Annotated in this window: 18 protein-coding genes; 13 read left to right on the top strand and 5 right to left on the bottom strand. The window is 51.0% G+C overall.

The annotated features are described in order from the left end of the window. Positions 1 to 20: 20 nt before the first annotated feature. Together fabG and fabD are read right to left on the bottom strand one after the other, a co-directional pair. The gene (fabG, locus tag ACR9YC_RS05775; protein WP_438731089.1) at positions 21 to 758 is read right to left on the bottom strand and encodes a 3-oxoacyl-[acyl-carrier-protein] reductase; all 738 of its coding nucleotides are present in this window, start codon (positions 756 to 758) and stop codon (positions 21 to 23) included. A 43-nt stretch (positions 759 to 801) separates the two neighbouring features. After that, positions 802 to 1,731: an ACP S-malonyltransferase gene (fabD, locus tag ACR9YC_RS05770; RefSeq protein WP_438731086.1), complete on the bottom strand. Its 930-nt coding sequence runs from the start codon at positions 1,729 to 1,731 to the stop codon at positions 802 to 804. A 159-nt stretch (positions 1,732 to 1,890) separates the two neighbouring features. Here fabD and ACR9YC_RS05765 point away from each other — a divergent pair, with 159 nt between their 5' ends. The 3 genes from ACR9YC_RS05765 to ACR9YC_RS05755 all read left to right on the top strand — a co-directional run bounded on the left by ACR9YC_RS05765 (position 1,891) and on the right by ACR9YC_RS05755 (position 5,263). Continuing rightward, positions 1,891 to 3,321, top strand: a complete 1,431-nt coding sequence (locus tag ACR9YC_RS05765) for a phosphotransferase (protein ID WP_438731083.1) — start codon at positions 1,891 to 1,893, stop codon at positions 3,319 to 3,321. Next, a complete protein-coding gene (locus tag ACR9YC_RS05760; RefSeq protein WP_438731080.1) occupies positions 3,318 to 4,592 on the top strand; it encodes an acyl-CoA dehydrogenase family protein in 1,275 nt (424 codons plus the stop codon). Before ACR9YC_RS05765 ends, ACR9YC_RS05760 begins: the two co-directional genes overlap by 4 nt. 68 nt (positions 4,593 to 4,660) lie before the next feature. Then, positions 4,661 to 5,263, top strand: coding sequence for a hypothetical protein (locus ACR9YC_RS05755; protein ID WP_438731077.1), 603 nt, complete (start codon positions 4,661 to 4,663; stop codon positions 5,261 to 5,263). A gap of 110 nt (positions 5,264 to 5,373) precedes the next feature. On the opposite strand, the gene ACR9YC_RS05750 is transcribed toward ACR9YC_RS05755, so the two are convergent. Beyond that, positions 5,374 to 6,234: an LD-carboxypeptidase gene (locus ACR9YC_RS05750; protein WP_438731074.1), complete on the bottom strand. Its 861-nt coding sequence runs from the start codon at positions 6,232 to 6,234 to the stop codon at positions 5,374 to 5,376. Between the two features lie 52 nt (positions 6,235 to 6,286). Between ACR9YC_RS05750 and ACR9YC_RS05745 the strand changes: the two genes are divergently transcribed. The 10 genes from ACR9YC_RS05745 to ACR9YC_RS05700 all read left to right on the top strand — a co-directional run bounded on the left by ACR9YC_RS05745 (position 6,287) and on the right by ACR9YC_RS05700 (position 15,848). Beyond that, a complete protein-coding gene (locus ACR9YC_RS05745; RefSeq protein WP_438731071.1) occupies positions 6,287 to 7,717 on the top strand; it encodes a Mur ligase family protein in 1,431 nt (476 codons plus the stop codon). 3 nt (positions 7,718 to 7,720) lie between these two features. Then, entirely contained in the window at positions 7,721 to 8,806 is a 1,086-nt protein-coding gene (locus ACR9YC_RS05740) for a hypothetical protein (RefSeq protein ID WP_438731068.1), read from the top strand. A 158-nt stretch (positions 8,807 to 8,964) separates the two neighbouring features. Further along, entirely contained in the window at positions 8,965 to 9,324 is a 360-nt protein-coding gene (gene rpsF / locus ACR9YC_RS05735) for a 30S ribosomal protein S6 (protein WP_438731065.1), read from the top strand. Between the two features lie 21 nt (positions 9,325 to 9,345). Continuing rightward, positions 9,346 to 9,570, top strand: coding sequence for a 30S ribosomal protein S18 (rpsR, locus tag ACR9YC_RS05730; RefSeq protein ID WP_438731062.1), 225 nt, complete (start codon positions 9,346 to 9,348; stop codon positions 9,568 to 9,570). A gap of 12 nt (positions 9,571 to 9,582) precedes the next feature. Next, positions 9,583 to 10,230: a 50S ribosomal protein L9 gene (gene rplI / locus ACR9YC_RS05725; protein WP_438731059.1), complete on the top strand. Its 648-nt coding sequence runs from the start codon at positions 9,583 to 9,585 to the stop codon at positions 10,228 to 10,230. Positions 10,231 to 10,396: 166 nt separating this feature from the next. Next, on the top strand, positions 10,397 to 11,833 hold the full coding sequence (locus tag ACR9YC_RS05720; RefSeq protein WP_438731056.1) for an AMP nucleosidase: 1,437 nt from the start codon (positions 10,397 to 10,399) through the stop codon (positions 11,831 to 11,833). Next, complete coding sequence (locus ACR9YC_RS05715) at positions 11,833 to 12,966, top strand: trans-sulfuration enzyme family protein (RefSeq protein WP_438731053.1); 1,134 nt, start codon at positions 11,833 to 11,835, stop codon at positions 12,964 to 12,966. Before ACR9YC_RS05720 ends, ACR9YC_RS05715 begins: the two co-directional genes overlap by 1 nt. 131 nt (positions 12,967 to 13,097) lie before the next feature. After that, positions 13,098 to 13,439, top strand: a complete 342-nt coding sequence (locus tag ACR9YC_RS05710) for an ArsR/SmtB family transcription factor (protein WP_438731050.1) — start codon at positions 13,098 to 13,100, stop codon at positions 13,437 to 13,439. 52 nt (positions 13,440 to 13,491) lie between these two features. Further along, positions 13,492 to 14,169 (top strand): carbonic anhydrase, encoded by a 678-nt coding sequence (locus ACR9YC_RS05705; RefSeq protein ID WP_438731047.1) that lies wholly within the window; start codon positions 13,492 to 13,494, stop codon positions 14,167 to 14,169. A 50-nt stretch (positions 14,170 to 14,219) separates the two neighbouring features. Further along, entirely contained in the window at positions 14,220 to 15,848 is a 1,629-nt protein-coding gene (locus ACR9YC_RS05700) for a SulP family inorganic anion transporter (RefSeq protein WP_438731044.1), read from the top strand. Positions 15,849 to 15,868: 20 nt separating this feature from the next. On the opposite strand, the gene ACR9YC_RS05695 is transcribed toward ACR9YC_RS05700, so the two are convergent. Next, positions 15,869 to 16,738, bottom strand: a complete 870-nt coding sequence (locus ACR9YC_RS05695; RefSeq protein WP_438731041.1) for an SDR family NAD(P)-dependent oxidoreductase — start codon at positions 16,736 to 16,738, stop codon at positions 15,869 to 15,871. 29 nt (positions 16,739 to 16,767) lie between these two features. Then, positions 16,768 to 18,621: a M2 family metallopeptidase gene (locus tag ACR9YC_RS05690; RefSeq protein ID WP_438731039.1), complete on the bottom strand. Its 1,854-nt coding sequence runs from the start codon at positions 18,619 to 18,621 to the stop codon at positions 16,768 to 16,770. Positions 18,622 to 18,676 lie beyond the last annotated feature (55 nt).

Below are 18,676 nucleotides of genomic sequence, written 5' to 3'. Positions count from 1 at the left end.
TCGTAATAAATTTTCTATTGTTACAACATAGCCATACCGCCATTTACATGCAAAGTCTCACCAGTAACATAGGCGGCTTCATTGCTGGCAAGATACACTGTTGCAGCTGCAATATCGTCGCCCTCACCCAGTTTTCCAGCCGGAATCCGTGACAATAATGTATCTTTTTGGGCATCTGGCAGAGCATCCGTCATTGCAGAGCGAATAAAGCCAGGTGCGATGCAATTCACTGTCACACCGCGCGAACCCAGTTCCTGCGCAAGAGCTTTTGACATGCCGATTAAACCAGCTTTGGAAGCAGCATAATTGGTCTGCCCGGGATTACCGGTAGAACCGACCACTGAGCCAATAGAGATGATCCGTCCGGACCGTGCCTTCATCATAGGCTTTGCCGCGGCACGCATAAGCCGGAATGACGCTTCAAGATTGATGCGAATAACATCGCCCCATTCATCATCTTTCATCCGCATAGCCAGATTGTCACGGGTAACTCCTGCATTATTGACCAAGATGGAAAGATTACCCAAAGCGGCAACAGCTGCTGGCACCAAAGCATCAACAGCCGCGCTATCAGACAGATTGCATGGCAATATAATATGATCGCCGCCAAGTTCAGCGGCAAAGGCTTCAAGCTTTTCAACATTCGAACCAGACAGCGCCAAACGTGCGCCTTGCTTAGCAAGACCATGACAGATTGCACCGCCAATGCCACCGCTAGCGCCTGTCACCAATGCGGTCTTTCCGCTTAAATCAAACATGTCTTTCTCCTTAAAATCTTACAGCACGCACCTTTGCCAGCACTTAGCCGCACCAGCCGAGTATATCATCCGTCGATATAAGGCTGTGCGGTGTTATATCCGGCGTAATGCGTTTGATCATGGGGCCAAGAACCTTGCCGCCTAGCTCTACCGTCTCTGTCACTCCGGCTTGTGCCATTGCCAATACTGATTCCCGCCAACGCACACGGCCAGTAACCTGTTGCACCAGCAATTCCCGAATAGAATCTGCATCGTTGGTTTGTGCAGCCGTTACATTGGCGAATAATGGCATAGCTGGTATCATGATATTTGTTTGCGCCAGTGCCTCAGCCATTTTTTCCGCCGCTGGTTGCATCAATGAACAATGAAAGGGCGCGGAAACCGGCAAAGGCATCGCCTTTTTGGCTCCTGCCTCTTTGGCCAAGGGCAAAGCCCGCTCAACAGCGGCTTTGCTGCCAGAAATCACTACTTGCCCGGGTGCATTATCATTAGCAGCCTCGCACACATCATCTTGTGCAGCAGCTTTTGCGACCTGCTCAGCAACATCAAAATCAAGACCCAAAAGCGCGGCCATCGCGCCTTCTCCAACAGGCACAGCATCTTGCATGGCCGCACCGCGAAGCCGCAACAATTTGGCAGTTGCCGCCAGATCCAAACTTCCGGCAGCACATAAAGCGCTATATTCCCCAAGACTATGCCCTGCGACAAAAGATGTATAATCGGAAAGGCTCCCGCCCTTCTCTGTTAACAATACTCGCAATGTCGCGATGGAGACCGCCATAATCGCAGGCTGCGCATTCTCAGTCAGCAATAAAGTCTCTGCCGGGCCTTCGAACATGATGTTCGAGAGCTTTTGACCCAGAGCATCATCAACCTCATCAAATACAGCTTTTGCTACATCATGGTTTTGCGACAGGGCTTGCCCCATCCCAACCTTCTGGCTTCCTTGTCCTGGAAAAACAAATGCACGCATCTCTTCGTCATCCTTTGTTTTGGCAATAAACCCAGCCGGTAGCGGCCTATATTCAGGAATGCAATCTCTGCTCATCCATATGGGCTATGACGAGTTTGGAAAAAGAACCACCATCATAAGTGGACTTGCCAAGTTTAATCGATCGCTTAAAAGACTGATATGGAATTAGATATTTTCTCAAAAAAACTATCAAAAGCATGCTGCAATGCCTTAGGGCTACGTGACAATCTGAGCGAACTAAAGCGGCTTTCTGGCGGCGCGAATATGGAAAGCTGGTCTTTTCATTTTTCGGGCAAAAATTATGTTTTGCGGCGCATGCCGGATGGATTGGCCGAGAACGATAATTATAACTCTTCAATTGCACGTGCTCTGCCCCTTGAAACACAAGCAAAGGTTATTGAAGCTGCCATTGCAGCAGGCGTGACGGCTCCCTCTATAGCCTTCCCTTTGTCAGTCGAAGATGATTTGGGTGCAGGCTTTGTGATGGATCACATTGCCGGAGAAACATTACCACAGCGCATATTGAACAAAGCCGAGTTTATTAGAGCGCGTGAAGCCCTGGTCCCACAATGTGCGCATGAGCTTGCCGCGATACATAATATACAAGCTGACCCAGAATGGCAGCTCGACCATACAACGCCGCTACAAGCACTGGAGCAGTTAAAAGACCGCAGCATAGCAGCCAATTGCCGATCAGATATCTGCACATTTGCTTTTGCATGGCTGGAAGAAAACGCTCCAGCTCCTTCCTCTGCACGCTTACTGCATGGAGATTTTCGGATGGGCAATATCATTGTCGATCATAAAGGTCTGACAGCAGTGTTGGATTGGGAGCTCGCGCATCTCGGTGATATTGTTCAGGATTTGGCGTATTTCTGCACCCCAAGCTGGCGCTTTGGTCATTATACATGTGAAGCAGGCGGCATTGATACCATGCAGAATTGGATTGCTGCATATGAGCAAGCTGCAAATACCAATATTGATCTAAAGCGCTTTGAATGGTGGCTGATTTATAACTGCCTTTGGTGGGGCGTTGTGTGTGCCAGCATGGCCCAAATGTGGCGTGACAGTAGTGAACGCAGCCTAGAACGGGCGATCATTGGGCGACGGATTTCTGAAGTTGAAATCGATCTTGTCTTGCTTCTCGAAAAGGCTATTCGCCCCCCCGCCCCGGGCTTTGATATGGATAAGCTAACTGCACCGCAAATCGAATTAGCAACTCCTGATCATGGAAATTTTGAACCAGGAACGCAGGATGACGAGACCATTATGGCCATTAGCGAATGGTTGTCTGCGCAACAGCAAATGGATAACCACAAAAAATTCGAACAAAAAGTTGCACTCAATGGGCTGTCCATGGCCATGCGATCAGCACGGCTACGCCGCCATCATGTTGACAAACAAAATCAGAGAATGGCCGAACTCGGCTTTACAAAGCTAGATTTTGGCGAATCCATACAGAAAAAAGCTCTATGGCAAGATGCTAATTTTTGGGATCACTTGCGCCTCACCGCCATAGAAAACTGTCTTATAGACCAGCCGGATTATGCCGGCCTTCACGCCGCCAAAACAGAATGGAAGCCAGCATGACCAATTTTTGCATACCACAGGAAATTACCGACTATCTGGCCGAACTGGATGCTTTTATAGAGGCCGAGATTAAACCGCTGGAACAGGCAGATGACAATATCCGCTTCTTTGACCACCGGCGCGAACATGCCCGTACCGATTGGGACAATCAGGGGCTGCCTCGCGAAGAATGGGAGGAGCTGTTATCCGAAATGCGGCGTCGTGCGGATGCTGCTGGTCATTATCGCTTTGCTTTGCCGACAGAATATGGCGGCAAAAATGGCTCGAATCTGGCAATGGCCTGTATTCGCGAGCATCTGGCTGCCAAAGGGCTTGGTCTGCACAATGATCTGCAAAATGAGAGCTCCATTGTCGGTAACCTGGTACAGCCTCTTATGGTAAGAGACTTTGGCACTGACGCGCAGCGCGAAGAATTTATCCCCAAAATGCTGACCGGTGAAATGCTATGGACCTTTGGCTTGACCGAAGAAGATCATGGTTCTGATGCGACATGGATGAAAACGCGCGCGGTGCCGGAGACTCGCAACGGCGTGTCCGGATGGACTATTAATGGCAACAAGATGTGGACCACGGGCAGCCATGTGGCGACCCATTGCATGGTCTTTGCGCGTCATAGCGGCAAAGATGGTTCTGCTAAAGGTATTGGGTGCTTCTTGGTGCCTTATGATAGCGAAGGCGTTGAGATTGGTGAATATCTGTGGACCTTTAATATGCCGACCGATCATCCGAAGGTGACTTTTACTAATGTCTGGATACCACAAGACGCCGTGCTAGGCGATGTTGATCTGGGCTTGGCAGCGGCACAGCATTTTGTGCATGAAAACCGCATAAGACAGGCCGCTTCATCATTGGGCGCTGCGCAATATTGCATCGACCAGTCGGTACAATATGCCAAAGACCGCACGCCTTTTGGCAAGCCATTGGCGGTCAATCAGGCAATTCAGTTTCCCTTAGTCGAATTGCATACAGAGGCAGCCATGCTGCGCGCGCTGATTTATGAAACCGCAGCAGCAATGGACAGCATGCCCAAGCCGGAAGTGGCAAAACGCCTGTCTGACCGAATAGCCATGTGCAATTACCGCGCCAACCGTTTGGTCTGTGACGCCGCAGATCGCGCGATGCAGGTTCATGGCGGCATTGGCTATTCACGCCACAAGCCGTTTGAGCATATTTACCGTCACCACCGCCGTTATCGCATAACCGAAGGCGCGGAAGAAATACAGATGCGCAAAGTTGCTGGGCATATGTTCGGCTTTCTGAGCGGCAAATGATTGCACGCTACTCAGCGGTACGCTAACCCTGCATTTGGGATATGGGTGAGCAAAAACGGGAATAAACAATGGAACAATCGTCACGCAGCAATATCAGGGTCGTCGCAATCGCCCTGATGATTACCATTATTACACAATTTCTATACGTGGCTTTACTCGCCGAAGTCGGGATTGTCGAAGGCTGGCCTCTGCGCTCTACAATCTGGACGGTTGAAACCATTGCCTTTACCGTTCTTACAGTCGCCGCGCTGGCCGCATTGGCCAATGATGTACATCATCGTGTGATATGGGCAGCCTTGGCGATGTCGGGTCTGTTCAACGCTATTCAAGCAGGCTTCGGCCTCTCCATGTTCTTGCCTGCAACAGAAATGGCGGGCCGGGAAAGCCCGCTTATGGCAACCATATTGGCCGGGGCATTTCTGTTTTTCTTCCTTGCCAAAGCGCTGATCGGAATGGCCGGTGTCGGTCTAGGCCTGTCATTGTTCCGCAATGGCGGGGCCGCTGCAAAAACCGTTGGCGGCTTGGCTATTCTTACCGGCGCAATTGGCGCTGCGGCCAACATCATCGCTATGCCCTTGGGTATGGAGTTGGTGTTTCAAGCAGGTGCTGCCGGTACTGTGGCAACATTATTTGCCGCTATTGCGGCATGGATGGTTTCCGGAAAGAACTGATATAAACCCGCTTTACACCGTCATTCTGGATATTTTCTGGCTGGATATTTTCTGCTCGGATAACCTCTGGCTCGAAATTCTCTAGGATGACGGTGATGCGGCCATATCATTCACGACAACGATAACTGCCCGAACGGTACGATTTTATTATCCACATCATGACCAATATCAGCGCGGCCCAAATAGGGTATATTGTGCCGTGCGCACCAGAAGCTAATAATCTCTTCAGCTGTCATCGCAAAATCAATATCATTGGGCGGCACAGCGCTAACCCGCCCTAGTCTGACACCGGCAATATGCTGGTCATCAGCTTTAACACCGGCAAAATTGTTCATCATGTGAAACATCATCCGGTCAATCGCATAAAGATGCTCGCCCACCTCTTCGATCAGGACGATATGGCCAGTCAGATCGGGGCAATGCTCCCATCCCGACATCATTCCCAAAGTCATCAGGTTCAGTGCAACTTGCGGTGTAACTGTTGAAAGGTCTGGCTCTAATACTGAGCGGTCTGCGCGGCTCAACCATCCAAGTGCGCGGGCAATAGCTGCTTCGCCTCCGCTGCGGCTAATGTCAGAAACCATTGGTCCATGGCACACCTGCCCGATACCGGCTCCGTACAGCGCGCCCAGCATATTGCCGCCATCGCTATACCCCATATAGCTTTTCGCTGAAGCCGCAGGGCCAAGCCCGTGTATCACTGCATCAGTCATGCGGGCAGCCCCATAGCCGCCACGTGCGAACCAGACAGCATCCAAAGCAGGATCATTGGCCATAGCGACAAAAGCCGCTGCCCGCTCAGCATCTGATCCGGCAAAATGGCCGTGCGCCGCAAAGCATTGTTCATGGAAATGCAGTGTGACATCGGCAAAATTCTGCGCCGCAAAAGCCCGCACTTGTTCCGCTAAGTCACGCGTAATCGCACGCGATGGCGCACATATACCGATATTTTTTGCCAATTTTGCAGTCATTCAGGCGCATCCCCATTGCAAAAACCCAGCCATGGCAATAGCGCTTTTGTCCATGAACACAAAAAGCTATTTCTTTTGCGGCATTGGTGGGTCGGGCATGTTGCCATTGGCCAATATCGTTGCCGCACATGGTGCCGCAGTCGCCGGTTCCGACCGCGCGCTTGATCAAGGCCGCTCCAGCGACAAATTTGACTGGCTGCGCGCTCAGGGCGTCGCGCTCTATCCGCAAGATGGCAGCGGCCTGACCGATGGGCAGCAAATACTCATCGCCTCTGCCGCGATTGAGGATAGCGTGCCCGATGTCGCCAAAGCCAACGCATTGGGCTGTACCCGCATGACCCGCGCCCAATTGCTCAGCACGTTGTTTAATCAGGCCGCAGCGCCCATTGGCATTGCTGGCACCAGCGGCAAATCAACCGTAACCGGCATGACCGGCTGGATATTGGCCGATAATGGCAAAGACCCCAGCATCATGAATGGTGCGGTGATGAAAAACTTCACTGGCGATGACACACCTTTTGCCAGCGCGCGCACCGGCAACGGCGCACATTTTGTCAGCGAAGTTGACGAGAGCGATGGCTCTATCGCGCTATACCAACCCGATATTGCGGTTATCACCAATATCAGCTTGGACCATAAAACACTGGAAGAATTGCGCCAATTATTTGGGGATTTTGCCGATAAGGCCCGCGCCTTGATATGGAATCATGATGACGCAGAAAGCCGCGCGTTATTTGCCGAGCGCGGTAAAAACGTGGCAAGCAGCTTTGGTTTTAATGATGGCGCGGATTTTCAGGCTGTCAATGTGGTGGAACAGCCATTGGGCGCAACATTCACTCTGCGCGCGCTTGGGGGGGAATATCAGGTCAATTTGCAAGTGCCCGGCCGCCACAATATCGCCAATGCGCTTAGCGCGATCGCCGCTGCGCATCATGCCGGTGTGCCCATTGCCGATGCGGTGGACGCCATGGCGCGCTTTTCAGGGCTTGCCCGCCGCTTTGATATTGTCGGCACCGCAAATGGCATTAGCGTGATTGATGATTTCGGCCATAATCCAGAGAAGATTGCCGCCACATTGCGCACATTGAAAGCCTTTCCCGGGCGTGTTCTTGCCTTCTTTCAACCGCATGGTTTTGGCCCCTTGCGCGTTATGGGCAAAGAGCTGGCGCAAATGTTTGTGGACGAACTGGACGGCGATGATGCCGTGCTATTATGTGACCCTGTCTATTTCGGTGGCACAGTGGACCGCAGCATTGGCAGCGCCGATATAGTAAGCGCCATCAACACAGCCGCAGCAGACAAAGCGGGGGCGCAGACAAGCGACACAAAACCCCTCACCGCCACTCATATCCCCGACCGCGCCGCCTGCGCAGATTGGCTGACCCAACACGCAAAGCCCGGCGACCGGATAGTCATAATGGGCGCAAGAGACGATACTTTGAGTAAGTTTGCGCGGGATTTAATATTACCTATGATGGCATAATATATGACACAATCTAAAGACAGCTTAAGTCATCGCCATCCGCGTATAGTCCATATATTAGGCGGTCTCAGGGCTGTAGATTTTGGAAGAGAAAACGTCACAGTAGCTATCTCTCCAGAGATCGCGCTATTAAAATTTCCTACACCGGAATTTTCTCAACTTTATCGATATTTGAATAATTTGAATCTAGTTCCAATTGGAGTAGAATTTCCTAATTCTCTAACAGCGGAACGCAAGGCACCCGCTGACTGGCAAAGTTTATTCACTAACACAGGGCACCTGCTGATGACCGAGAGAAGGGCATGGTCAGAGATACGTCATTACGCAGCAGCCGAGGCCAATGAAGAAACCTTTCGTGTTGCCTCAAAGTGCGCCACTTACCTTGATTTGATAAACATCAGGCTATTCCAATTAAGCAATGCTTACAATAGGACGTTGAACGGGCGTTACTTAAACGGTTGGCAAGCTAACCATCTATGTAGCGATGGCTTTATGGGTGAGATAGATGCAGCAGTGCACGCTTTTGCCGCAGACTCAGGTTCATTTCGTGACCTTATCGCAGAAATTGTCTGGCGATACATTCTGAAAGAAAATGCTACAGTCACAACACTCGGTACGTTTATAAAGAAATCTAAAAATCACGATAATGGCTTGGCACAGGAGATATTAACTGCTGCAGACGACGGTGGGTGGCTCAAATCACTTAGCAACTTACGAGATTCAATTGTTCATATTGCACCTTTCGGTATGAGCGACCCTTTTCATGAGTACCAAGTTAGAGAGCTTATCTTAAATGAAGCTACTAAAATCCCAAGGATCCACTATCCATTGCTTAAGAAGTCTGGAACAGTGTATACAAAAGAAGAGGCTTTTCCTCCTAACAATGATGAAGATTCGTTTCACAAAATGGTGTCTGATTATAACTCATTCGTTAATGAAAGCATTGATGGGCTAACATATGCATGGCAGCAGATTGAAAGACTTGGATCACTCTTAAGTCGAGTCAGAATAGCTACTGATCTCAAGCACAAGCCGATCACAATCACTGATGACGATGTTGTTGGCGATATAAAAGTGCATACCTCATGAAGCGGCGTCGGCGCATTTTTAACAAAAGTTATCCCCTTGCAAAACCCGTCCAATCCGTCTAAGCGGCGCTCTCTCGTGTAAAACGGGAAGGAAAGAAAGCCGGAGGGGTGGTGCGCATGGTGCGGCCATCAGCGATCGGTAAGTTAAGGAAACTGCCCATGCCATTTTATGAGCATGTCTTTCTGGCGCGTCAGGATTTGAGCCAAGCTCAAGTTGATGCTCTCGCCCAGCAAGCCACAGAAATCATCGAGAAAAATGACGGCAAAGTCACCAAAACGGAGACTTGGGGTCTGCGCACCCTCGCCTATAAGATTGAGAAAAACCGCAAAGCGCATTATGTGATGCTGAACATTGACGGCCCAACCAGCGTTGTTGCCGAGTTGGAGCGTCAGACCGCTATCAATGAAGATGTTGTGCGTTACATGACCATTCGCGTTGAAGAGCCTGAAGAAGGCCCATCCGTGATGATGCGCAAAAGTGAACGCAGCGAGCGCCGTCCGCGCCGCGACCGCGATTAACCCGAATTAGGAGATAGGACCATGGCACGACCATTTTTCCGCCGCCGCAAATCCTGCCCGTTCTCGGGTAAAGATGCACCGGTTATTGATTATAAAGACGTACGCTTGCTGCAGGGCTTTATGTCCGAGCGTGGCAAGATTGTACCAAGCCGCATCACCGCCGTTTCTGCAAAGAAACAGCGTGAACTGACCAAAGCCATTAAGCGCGCACGCCATATCGGCCTGTTGCCCTATATCGTGAAATAAGGAGCAAAAGACATGGATATTATTTTGCTCGAACGGATCGAGAAACTGGGCACTATTGGCGATGTTGTGACCGTTAAAGACGGTTATGCCCGCAATTTCTTACTGCCCAACAAAAAGGCTTTGCGCGCCAATGCAGCGAACAAGCAGGTTTTTGAAGCCAATCGTGAACGTTTGGAATCAGAAAATGCCGAAAAACGTGAAGCAGCGAAATCACACAGCACGTCAATTGACGGTAAGCAGATCGTTCTGATCCGCGCAGCGTCTAACAGCGGCCAGCTTTATGGTTCTGTTGCCGTGCGTGACATTGTTGAAGAGCTTAACAAAGATGATGCTGGTGTCGATAAGTCGATGGTCATCCTTGAGCGGCCGATTAAAACTCTGGGTCTGTTTGATGTGCGCATCGCGCTGCACCCTGAAGTTTCGGTCACTGTTCAAGTCAATGTGGCACGTTCTGAAGATGAAGCTGCACTGCAGAAAGACGGCGTGGACGTCATGGCGCAAATGTTTGACAATGAAGCCGATGCCGGTTTTGTTGAAGACTTTGACCCGAATGCAGAGCCGGGCGAACTGCCCAGCGACAAAGACGCTGACAGCGATGGCGATGAAACCTCAGAGGGTGAAACCGCTGAAGCTGCTGCTGGAACGGAGGAAGAGGAATAATCCTCTTTCTGCTTACAAAACTATTATAGAAAAGGGTCGCCATGTTGCGGCCCTTTTTTTGTGCCGCATCCATGCTTCGCAAAGCGCTTCTAAAAACCGGCAAACATAGAGCCGTGATAACGCTTGCATGATGACGCCTGCGCAAATTCAGGCTAAGTGCGGTGTTATGAATATAGAATCAATAATCGAACAATTATGCTCGCGCTATGATGGCGCAGTCACCAGATTACAAAATGCGCTGCTGGCCTATGTGAAAAACGGCACATTGCCTGATGCCGTTGCGCGGCAACAGGGTGCGTTTAGCTATCCCCTGCTGACCATCGAATATATGGGCGTGGAGCATTCCACTATACCCAGCCTGTCTTTCGGGCGGTTGGAGCAGCCCGGCACCTTTAGCAGCACGATTACGCGCCCGCGCTTATTCGCGGATTATCTGCGTGAACAGCTAACCATTTTGCACAAGCAATATGATATAAATGTTACCGTCAGCGCCAGCGAACAGGAAATCCCCTTCCCCTATGTTTTGGACGGCATAGAGGGTCAGGATCTGGGCGAGATAACGCCGGTTGAACTGGCGCGCTATTTCCCGACGACCGAATTGGCCGATATTGGCGATGAGATTGCCGATGGCAATATGCAATATGGGGTTGGCGCGGAGCAGCCGCTTTCCCTGTTTGATGGGCTGCGGACCGATTTTTCTCTGGCGCGGCTAAAACATTATACCGGCACGCCGCCAGAGCATGTTCAAAACTTCATATTGTTCACCAACTATCACCGCTATGTTGATGAATTTGTTAGCTGGGCCTGTGACCAAGTGGGCAAAGGGACATATACGGCATTGTCTGGCGCAGGTGGGCTTTATACCGAGGAAGAAGGCGCCGACCCCAGCCAATTGGTGGCGGACAGCGCATGGCGCAGGCATCAAATGCCCGCCTATCACCTGATCGCGCCAGATGGCAAAGGCATCACTCTTGTCAATATCGGTGTTGGCCCGTCCAATGCAAAAACCATTACCGATCATTTGGCGGTGCTGCGGCCCGATATCTTTTTGATGATCGGCCATTGCGGTGGCTTACGCCCGACCCAGCGTATTGGTGATTATGTGCTGGCCCATGCCTATTTGCGTGACGATCATATTATGAATGATATGCTGCCGCCGGAAATCCCCATCCCCCCGATCGCGGAGGTGCAGCAGGCTCTGGCCGAAGCCGCAGAACATATCTCTGGCTCTAGCGGTGCCGATTTGAAGCGCCGTATGCGCACCGGCACAGTTGTCACCACAGATGACCGCAATTGGGAGCTGCGCTATAATGCCAGCGCCTTGCGTTTCTCCCAATCCCGCGCGGTTGGTATAGATATGGAATCGGCGACAATCGCCGCACAGGGTTATCGCTTCCGCGTCCCCTATGGCACATTGCTGTGTGTGTCCGATAAACCACTGCATGGCGAATTAAAATTGCCCGGCCAGGCCAATGAATTTTATAATCAAGCCATTGCCGCCCATATGCAAATTGGCATTAAGACCTGTGAATTGCTGCGCGAGGAAGATGCAAGCCTGCACAGCCGCAAATTGCGCGCCTTTAACGAACCGCCTTTTCGCTAATGGCTGACAAGAATAGCATTATGCGGCCAGAAACAGCGGCCATTCATGTGCCCGATGCGCGGCATGATGGCGCTATGGCGCCGCCCATCCATCTGGCGACCACATTCGAACATGGTCCGGCCTATGAACCCCTTAGCGGCCATCAATATAGCCGTGAGAGCAACCCCAATACTGTCGAGTTGGAAGCAAGACTAACGGCCTTGGAACAGGGCGATTGGGCCTTTGCTTATGGTTCCGGCATGGCGGCGGGCGCTGCATTGTTGGATAGCCTTGCATTGGGCGCAGTGGTTGTGTTCCACAATAGCCTGTATCACGGGTTCCGGTTTTTGGCGCAGGATTTGGAAAGCAAGGGCCGCATAAAAGCGCTCTTTGCCGATTTGAATGATCCGCAAGCATTATCAGCGGCATTGGCGCAAAAACCTGCTTTGTTATGGATGGAAAGCCCCACCAATCCGCTGCTTGAAATATTGGATATCGCATCTCTGTCCGAAGCTGCTCATAATGCCGGGGCGCGTCTGGTCGTCGATGGCACTTTTGCATCACCAGCATTGCAGCAGCCCTTGGCTTTGGGCGCGGATTATGTTGTGCAAGCGCTGACCAAATATATTGGCGGCCATAGCGATGTTATGGCGGGCGCTTTAATCGGCAAAGCCCCTGATGAAGCCGAGTCATTTCATCGCGGCCGCACATTATCCGGCGGCATTATTTCGCCATTTACAGCATGGATGGCCTCGCGCGGCCTACAAACCCTGCATTGCCGGATGGAAAAGCATTGCGCCAACGCCGCAAAAATAGCCGCTGCTTTGAACGATCACGCGAAAGTTGATATTGTTCATTATCCCGGCCTTGCCAGCCATAAAGGTCATGACATTGCGAAAAAGCAGATGTCAGATTTTGGCGGCATGGTGTCTATCGAACTTACCGGAGGGCGGGAAGCTGCGCTAAAGATGGCCAGCAAGGTGAAAATATTTACCAATGCTACCAGCCTTGGCGGTGTCGAAAGTCTCATAGAACACCGCGCATCTGTAGAGGGAGTTGATGCAACCTCTCCTCAAGGGTTATTAAGATTATCAGTCGGCTTGGAACATTTTGACGACTTAATCATTGACCTCTTGAATGCGCTCAATTGCTAACAAGTCAATCACAGCACCGCGTAGAGAAACAAACCTTTATTCTTAATGTGTAATAATGTCTGCGAATATTTGCATACATGTTGATTTTAATGCAATGCGACGTTACATAGGTAAAAACATATGGATCGTCTATGCCAAGCAGAATAGCAGTCGCCAAAGAATTGGCCGAAATTTTTAAAGTGATTGCGCATCCGGACCGCATTCGGCTGATCGAAGAATTACGCAATAATGAAATGGATGTTGGCGGCTTGGCCAAATTGCTCGACATCCCACAAACCCGCATGTCCCAGCACCTTGCCATGTTGCGCGCCTATCGCTTGGTTGAAGAACGGCGCGACGGTCGGCGTCATTGCTATTCATTGGCTCATCCAGAACTCGCCACTTGGATCACCAGTGGCATTGATGTCCTAGAAGCGCGCCCAACCTCTCTTAATGCAGAGGATATTCACGAGGTCCGCGAACTATGGTCCTGATGATTACTCACTTTACTCCTCCCCTAACCCCCTCAATAAAGGAACCCACCTAATGCCTAAATTTGCTGCCGGCGTTGTCCGCTTTCAAAATGAAGTTTTCCCGCAGAAAAAAGAATTGTTTGAAACCCTGAGCAAAGGCCAATCGCCTGAAGCCTTGTTCATTACCTGCTCTGACTCGCGGATCGAGACCGCAATGATTACGCAGACCGAACCCGGTGAACTTTTCATCTGCCGCAATGCAGGTAATATTGTTCCACCTCACACCAATCATACTGGTGGCATGACGGCTTCCATCGAATTTGCCACTGCAGCTTTGCAAGTGCCGCACATAGTAGTGTGTGGCCATACCGAATGTGGCGCTATGAAAGGCGCAATGGGGCTTACTGAAGACCCAGCAAGCCTTGACAGCCTTCCACATGTTAAGGAATGGCTCAGCTATTCACGCGCTGCTGTTCAAGTGGTGGACATCAAACACCCTGAAGCCAGTGCAGAAGATCGCATGACTGCTCTCTTGCGCGAAAATGTTATTTTGCAATTACAGCATCTTAAAACCCACCCTGCCGTTGCAGCGCGCTTGGCAAAAGGCGACCTACAATTGCATGGCTGGGTTTATGACATCAAAACTGGTGACGTTCATGCTTATGACGAAGCAACGGGTGAATTTTCCACGGTTGATGCACTTTATGCCGAGCAAGTCGCGAAATATGCTGGCGACTGCCACGCACATTGATGGCAATGCCATTCATCTCCCCAATTTTATAAGCGGTAGGCAATAATATTATGACTGCACAAGCTATTGACAATTCTAACAATCCGGGAGGGTTCCTTGGATCAAAAGATCTGACCAAAGACCTTCTGGCCTCAGTCGTCGTCTTTCTGGTTGCACTCCCTCTTTGTCTTGGCATTGCCATTGCATCAGGCGCGCCGCCAGCTCTTGGCCTTATTACCGGTATTATCGGCGGTCTGGTCGTCGGCTTTCTTGCTGGTTCACCATTGCAAGTTAGCGGCCCGGCTGCGGGCCTCGCCGTACTTGTGTTTCAAGCGGTGCAAGAGCATGGATTGATTATGCTGGGCGTCATCGGTCTTATGGCCGGAGCGTTACAGCTCATCGCAGGTATCGCCCGTCTAGGGCAATGGTTCCGCGCTATATCCCCCTCGGTTATTCACGGTATGTTGGCGGGTATTGGCGTGCTCATCCTCGCTTCACAATTCCATGTTATGCTGGACGCAAAGCCAATCGGCACAGGGTTTGAAAATATCATTGGTATTCCGGGCGCAGTTTACGATGCGTTTTTCCCGATGACGATGGACAATCACCATATTGCCGCTGGTGTTGGCGTGATAACAATTGCATCCATCATTCTTTGGAATGCCTTTAAGCCCGAAGCGTTAAAATCTATCCCTGCACCGCTGGTCGCCGTAATTGTCGGAACAGCTATGGCTTGGGGTTTCCAATTGGATATTAACCGCGTGGACGTTCCGGATAGCCTTGGCGCTTCGCTTAATATTCCAACGATGGAAGCATTTGGCCGCGCACTTGACCCTGACATTATTATTCTGGCGGTTGTGTTTGCTTTTGTTGCCAGCGCAGAAACATTGCTCTGCGCGACAGCAGTTGACCAGATGCACACAGGCGTTCGCACCAAATATGACAAGGAATTGCGGGCGCAAGGCATTGGCAATCTGCTTTGCGGCGCTGTTGGTGCATTGCCGATGACAGGTGTTATCGTCCGCTCATCAGCCAATGTGCAAGCCGGTGCAACATCGCGCCTTTCAGCCATCATGCATGGCGTCTGGTTATTGGCTACGGTCGCCGCCTTACCGTGGTTGCTTGCCAATATACCCACCGCTGCTCTGGCTGCTATCTTGGTCTATACAGGCTATAAGCTGGTCAATGTTGCCCAAATCCGCAAAATTGCCAGCTTCGGCCGTGCAGAGTTGCTGATCTACTTTGCAACCCTCGCCTGCATTGTTGGCTTTGACTTGTTGACCGGTGTTCTGGTTGGCTTTGCTCTGGCAACAGCCAAGCTGGTCTGGACCTTTACCCATGTGCAGGTTGACACTTTTGAGGAAGGCAACCGTGTGGATATGGTTCTGCATGGGTCAGCAACCTTCTTCTCCATTCCCAAATTGGCAGGTGAGTTGGAGACAGTCAAAACTGGTCAGGAAGTGCATATTCACTTCGAATATCTCGACCATATCGACCATGCCTGTCTCGACATGCTTGGCAATTGGGAGAAGCAGCATGAAGCCACTGGCGGCAAGCTGGTGATGGAATGGAAAGAGCTGCAAAAACGGTATCGCCGCCCCGGCGATGGGGAAACGTCCCCGCTGGAACTGGTCAGGCAGAAACGTGCCGATGATGCCAATTATCCAGCAGATACCAAGGGTATTTTGCCCGCGGAATGATATGGAAACAGCCTCCGGCGCTATATAAGCTGGAGGCTGTCTTCCCATAATGCATCAGCTACTGCATCGTCACAGGCTAGAGATGACGGACATATATCTTCCAGGCCCGTATCTCGCACAGCCCAATATGTGCCTTTAATATGCCCATATGCGTCTTCAGTAACCAGTTTTGCCAGATAATCCCCTGAACGCTCTTTGTTTGACGTTCTGTCCCGCGCCATAAATAGCGGGATGATTTTCCCTAATATCGCTACCAAAAACCTCGGATGCTCACGCATAAGGCCTGTACCGGGTACAAAGCCTGGATCATAAGCCATTGCCGCAAGATCGGGGCGACGCCGCGTCAGCGCTTTAACCATCAGGATATTGCACAATTTTGAGCTGGAATAGGCCCGCATATTGCGTGATCTTACACCCTTGGGCAGCGTTTTATCTTTCTCCGGATAGGCAAGCATATGCGCATTAGCATGGTCAGGCGGTGTAACCGGTGTTTTTTCAGCCGGATCATGCGTACCGCTGGAGGTCACAATCACGCGGGCATTTTTTGCCAGCCTGCCCTCCAGCAAAGTCAACATAAGAAAATGCGCCAGATGATTGACCGCAAAAGTCAGTTCATAGCCTTGCGCACTTTTTTGGGGTTTGGACAGCTGCACACCAGCATTCAACACCAATGCATCAATCGGTTCGTCATCGGGCAGCGCAGAACAAAAATCGCGCACGCTGTTCAGATCGGCAAGGTCAAGCGGCACGACAGTGACATTGCTCTTGCCAGGCAGAGCGGTGGCAATGTTGCGCGCTCCGACATAGAGCTGATGCGAACCTTGCTTGGCCAGAGAAAGTGCAGCGATCTCGCCAAAGCCGCCAGTTGCGCCTGACATGACTATCCGCATTACACTTATCTCCAGCTTTGCTTACGCGCTTACCAACCGCATTGCTTGCCCTTATTCTGCTCTTTCAACCAGCTTTGCAGTGGCGCAAAATATTCCACCATAGCGGTGCCATTCATTTCACGCGTCCCGGTAAAGGCCTCTAAAGCGTCTGGCCATGGTTTTGATGCACCCAGCTCAAGCATTGCATTTAGCTTCGCGCCAACCTCTTTATTGCCATAGAAGGAACAGCGGTGCAGCGGCCCTTCCCAACCGGCAGCGTCACACGCGGCCTTGTAAAACTGGAATTGCAAAATCCGCGCTAGGAAATAGCGCGTATAGGGTGTGTTGCCGGGGATGTGATATTTGGCGCCCGGGTCAAACGCATCCGCGGGCCGGTCAACCGGTGGGGTTATGCCCTGATATTGCAAGCGCAAAGCCGTCCATGCCTGATTATAGCCCTCTGGTTTGATGGTGCCATCAAACACACCCCAGCGCCAGCGATCAACCAACAGACCGAAGGGCAGAAATGCAACCTTGTCCATAGCCTGACGCAGCAACAGGCCAGTATCCTTGTCAGCACTGGGCACTTGATCAGCCTCTAACAATCCAATCTGCACCAGATATTCAGGCGTGATGGACAGCGCGAGCATGTCGCCAATAGCTTCATGAAAACCATCATTTGCGCCATCAAGATGCAGAAAATCCTGTGCCTGATAGGCCCGCTGATAATAATTATGGCCAAGCTCATGGTGCACCGTAGTGAAATCATCACCATTCACTTTGATGCACATTTTAATGCGAATATCGTCTTTATTATCAAGGTCCCACGCACTGGCATGGCAAACAACTTCGCGGTCAGCCGGCTTCACAAATTGCGAGCGCTGATAGAATGTCTCCGGCAAAGGTTCAAAACCCAATGATGAGAAAAAGCCCTCACCCGCTTTTACCATTTTGATGGCATCATAATCTTTGGCTTTGAGCAATTCGGTGACATCATAGCCAATGTCACCGGCGCCTTCAGGAGCGACTATATCATAGATATTGCCCCATTCCTGCGCCCACATATTGCCGAGCAAATCGGCACGGATTGGGCCGCTATCGGGCTGCACCTCATCGCCATATTCTTCATTCAGTTCAGAGCGGGCATAGCAATGCAGCTCGTCATAAAGCGGCTTTACCTGCTGCCATAACGTTTCCGTCAATTTGGCAAAGTCATCGGCCGGCATATCATATTGCGAACGCCACATTGCACCCACATTGGCAAAACCCAATTCTGATGCACCCTGATTGGCAATATCAACCATGCGCACATAATCGCTTTTCATAGGTGCGCCGACCTGATTATGCCAACTGGTCCACATCTCCGCCAATTTGGCAGGGTCACGCACCGTGCCCATCGCCGCCTCAATATCAGAGCCGTTAATCGGTTTTCCGTCCAACGTGCCCTTGCCTTTGCCATATTGGCTGTTCAAGCGCGTGGCGATGGTGTTCAGCTCGGTTGCGGCCCCTTCGCGCGTTGGTGCGGGCAAAACAATACCGCCGCGCAATTTGTCCAGCTTACGTTTTTCCGTCAGCGAAAGACCAGGAACATTGGCATATTTTGCTGCTTCCAATGCAAAGCGCACCGACATTTCGGTGCCCTTTGCACCAATCGCAGCGGCCATGGCGTCTGTATCTTCAGTGATATAGGTGGCGTTGACCCAGTAAACACGGCCAGCATCAATAGAGAAATCAAACAGCTCTTTTTCCGCAGCCGCCAAAAAGGCCTGTGCATCCGCCAGTGAAACTTCGCTTTCACTACTATCAGCGCCAGTGCTTTGCTCATCATTATACGCCATGCTGGGCGCGGCCAGTAAAGCGGAACTCAACGCTATAGCCGATATGGCCAAGAGTGACTTTTTCATGATATATCCCTTTGAATTATCCAAACCCTGAAATCACTGCTTAACAACAGCGAAC

It is taken from the genome of Parasphingorhabdus sp. DH2-15, from assembly GCF_051668705.1.
Classification (GTDB): Bacteria; Pseudomonadota; Alphaproteobacteria; order Sphingomonadales; family Sphingomonadaceae; genus Alterisphingorhabdus.
This window is presented reverse-complemented; position numbering and strand designations above follow the sequence as displayed.